Raw genomic sequence first — 4,137 nt, 5'->3', positions numbered from 1 at the left:
CCACACCACCGGCCTACGCCTGCCCACCACCATCGCCTTCGACCACCCCACCGCCACCACCCTCACCCACCACCTCACCACCCTCCTCACCGGCACGACCGATGCCGCCGCACCTTCGGCGCCCGCCGCCGTCGCGCTGGAGCCAGGCCGGCAGGAGCCCATCGCGATCATCGGTGTGGGATGCCGGTTCCCCGGCGGCGTGCGCTCGCCGGAGGATCTGTGGGAGCTGGTCGTCTCGGGCGGTGACGCGATCGGGGAGTTCCCGGCCGACCGAGGCTGGGATGTCGAGACGCTCTACGATCCCGAGCCCGGACAGCCCGGCACCTCGTACACGCGGCACGGCGGGTTCCTGTACGACGCCGGGGAGTTCGATGCCGGATTCTTCGGGATCTCCCCGCGCGAGGCACTCGCCATGGACCCGCAGCAACGGCTGCTGCTGGAGACCTCGTGGGAGGCGTTCGAGCGGGCCGGAATCGACCCCGCTACCGTTCGCGGCAGTCAGACCGGCGTCTTCGCGGGCGTCATGCCGCAGGAGTACGCCTCACGTTCCCGACAGCACGCCGACGCCGACATCGACGGCTACGTCCTGACCGGCACCTCCGGAAGCGTGGCGTCGGGCCGCATCTCCTACACCTTCGGCCTCGAAGGCCCTGCCGTGTCCGTGGACACCGCGTGTTCCTCCTCCCTGGTGGCCCTGCACCTGGCCTGCCAGGCCCTGCGCGCCGGCGAGTGCACCATGGCACTCGTCGGGGGCGCGACGGTGATGTCGACCCCCACCGCGTTCGTCGAGTTCTCACGGCAGCGGGGGTTGGCGGCCGACGGCCGGTGCAAGGCGTTCTCCGCGGCGGCCGACGGGACGGGATGGAGTGAGGGTGTGGGGATGCTGCTGGTGGAGCGGTTGTCGGATGCGGAGCGCAACGGTCATCGGGTGTTGGCGATGGTGCGGGGCAGTGCGGTCAATCAGGACGGTGCGTCGAACGGCCTGACGGCACCGAACGGGCCGTCGCAGCAGCGGGTGATCCGGCAGGCCCTCGCCAACGCGGGACTGTCGGCGGCGGACGTCGATGCGGTCGAGGGCCACGGCACGGGCACGAAGCTCGGCGACCCGATCGAGGCCCAGGCCCTCCTCGCCACCTACGGCCACGACCGCTCCGAGGAACGACCACTGTGGCTGGGCTCCCTGAAGTCGAACCTCGGGCACGCGCAGGCTGCTGCCGGTGTGGGCGGCGTCATCAAGATGGTGATGGCGTTGCGGCATGGGGTGCTGCCGCGGACCTTGCACGCCGAGGAGCCGTCGCCGCACATCGACTGGACCTCGGGTGCCGTGCAGCTGCTGACGCGGGCACAGCCGTGGGACGCGGGCGCGGGGCGGGTACGGCGGGCTGGGGTGTCGTCGTTCGGAGTGAGCGGGACCAATGCCCACGTGATCGTGGAAGAAGCCCCCCAGCCGGAGCCGGTGGAGGTAGCCCCCCGGCCAGAACCGATGGTGGAGGCTGAGGCGGAGGCCGATGGCGCGGAGCCGGTGCTGCCGCTGGTGTGGGTGGTGTCAGGCAAGACCGAGGCCGCGCTGCGTGCGCAGGCCGGCACCCTGCACTCCCACCTCCGTGACAACCCCGACCTGGATGCGGCCGCCATCGGCCGCACCCTGGCCCACACCCGCGCCCTGTTCGAACACCGGGCCACGATCATCGCCACCGACCGCGACCAGGCTTTGGAGGCTCTGGCCTCGCTCGCCGCCGGGCAACCCCACCCCAGCGCTGTCGCCCTTGCGTCCGGTGGTGCCGGGGCGGGTGGGAAGACCGCGTTCGTGTGTTCCGGGCAGGGCACCCAGTATCCCGGGATGGCCGACGGCCTCTACCATGCCTTCCCCGTCTTCGCCGCCGCCCTGGACGAGGTCTGCGCCCACTTCACCGAACACCTCGACCACCCCCTCCGCGACGTCCTCCTCCACACCGGCAGTGACTCCGGGGAACTACTCGCGCAAACCCTCTACGCCCAGCCCGCCCTCTTCGCTCTACAGGTCGCCCTGCACCGGCTGCTGACCGAGACGTACAAGATCAGCCCGCACTACCTGGCCGGGCACTCCCTGGGCGAGGTCACCGCCGCCCACCTCGCCGGCATCCTCACCCTGCCCGACGCCGTCCGCTTCATCGCCACCCGCGCCCGCCTCATGCAGGCCCTGCCCCCCGGCGCCATGACCACCCTGCACACCACACCCGACATCCTCGCCCCCCAGCTGGAAGGGCTGGAGGACAAGGTCGCCATCGCCGCGATCAACACCCCCACCTCCCTCGTCATCAGCGGCGACCCCGACACCGTCGAACACCTCACCACCTGGGCCCGCAGCCAGAACATCACCACCAAACCCCTGACCAGCGGCAAAGCCTTCCACTCCCCCCACATCGACACCGTCCTCGACCAACTCGGCGCGATGGCCGGTGAGCTGACGTTTCACCCGCCCACCACTCCGCTTATCCCGTCCACCAGCGGCGACCCCCTCACCCCCGAGTACTGGGCGCGTCAGGCGCGGGAGTGCGTCCATTACCGCGACACCACCCGCACCCTCCACGAACACCAGGTGGGCACCTTCATCGAGCTCGGCCCGGATCACACCCTGACCGCCCTCACCCACCACACACTGCCCGAACACAACCCCACCGCCGTCACCCTCCTCAACCCCCAGCACCCTGACCCGGCACAGCACTTCCTCACCGCCCTCGCCCACACCCCCACCCCCTGGCACACCCACCACCACCCCCGAGAAGCGACTTCGTTGCTGGACTTGCCGACTTACCGGTTCCAGCGTGCGCGGTACTGGCTCGATGCGTCGGCCGGCGTGGGAGATGTGACAGCGGCAGGACTCGACACCTGCGACCACCCCCTCCTGGGGGCCGTCGTCGAGGTGGCTGACGGTGATGCCGTGGTGTTCACCGGGCGGCTGTCGCTGTCGGCTCACCCCTGGCTCGCCGATCATTGCATCGCCGGTACGGTCCTGCTTCCCGGTGCTGCGCTGCTGGAGATTGCCCTGCATGCCGGTGAGCGCACCGGCTGCCCCCGCGTGGAGGAACTGACGCTCCACACACCGCTCGTCGTCCCCGAAACCGGTGAGGTGACGGTCCAGGTGACCGTCTCGACGGCGGACGAGACCGGGTGCCGCGCGCTGAGCGTGTATGCACGCTCGACGGGTGAGGAGGCGTGGACACGGCACGCGGAAGGCACGGTGAGTGCGTCTGCTTCCGGACAAGCGGACCGTGATGAACTCCTGGCCGGCGTCTGGCCGCCTGCGGGTGCCGAGCCTGTCGATCTCGACCGGTTCTACGACCGCTTGGCGGACGCCGGGTTCGTCTACGGGCCCGCCTTCCAAGGACTGAGGGGGGCTTGGCGGTGCGGCACGTCGGTCGTGTCCGAGGTCGAACTGCCGGACGAGTCAGTGACGAACCGGGGACAGTTCGGCATGCATCCAGCACTGCTGGACGCTTCCATCCAGGTCGCCGGACTGGTCACCTCCGGAGAGTGCCTGCCGTACGCATGGAGTGGTGCGTCGCTGCATGCGCGGGGTGTGAACAGACTGCGGGTGCGCATGACGCCTGCGGACGAGGCCGGTACGACGGTGACTCTGCACCTCGCCGACGAGACGGGGACCCCGGTCCTCTCCCTCGAAACACTCACCCTGCGCCCCCTGCCGACCCACGGACCCTGGACCACCACCAAGCGCGGAACCCTCCACGAAATGCAGTGGGTTACGTGCGAGACCCAGACTGAGGCCGTCCCAACCGAGTTCACGGTGTGGGAGTGCCCGAGTGGCGAGGTGGCCGACGTCACCGCCGCTGCGTTGGAAGCTGTGCAGAACTGGCTCGCAGAAGACCATCCGGACCCTGCGCGGTTGGTCATCGTCACGCGCGGTGCGATGGCCACCGGCCCCGGTGAGGACGTGGTGGATGTGGCGGGGGCGGCGGTGTGGGGTCTGCTGCGTTCCGCGCAAGCCGAACACCCGGACCGGTTCGTGCTGCTCGACCTCGACAGCGACCTCGACAGTGACAGTGACAGTGACAGTGACAGTGACACGGACGGCGTCGGTGATGTTCCGCTCGCTGCCGTGCTGTCCTGTGGTGAGCCGCAACTGGCGGTGCGGGCGGA

Annotated in this window: 1 protein-coding gene; it reads left to right on the top strand. The window is 70.0% G+C overall.

What is annotated here, in order from left to right:
- Positions 1–4,137: type I polyketide synthase (locus ABZ576_RS34215; protein WP_360749970.1), on the top strand; the 4,137-nt coding region annotated here is incomplete at both ends.

The organism is Streptomyces sp. NPDC013455, from assembly GCF_040632975.1.
Lineage (GTDB): Bacteria > Actinomycetota > Actinomycetes > Streptomycetales > Streptomycetaceae > Streptomyces.
Note: the sequence above shows the minus strand (reverse complement) of the source record. Positions and strands in the feature narration are given on the sequence as shown.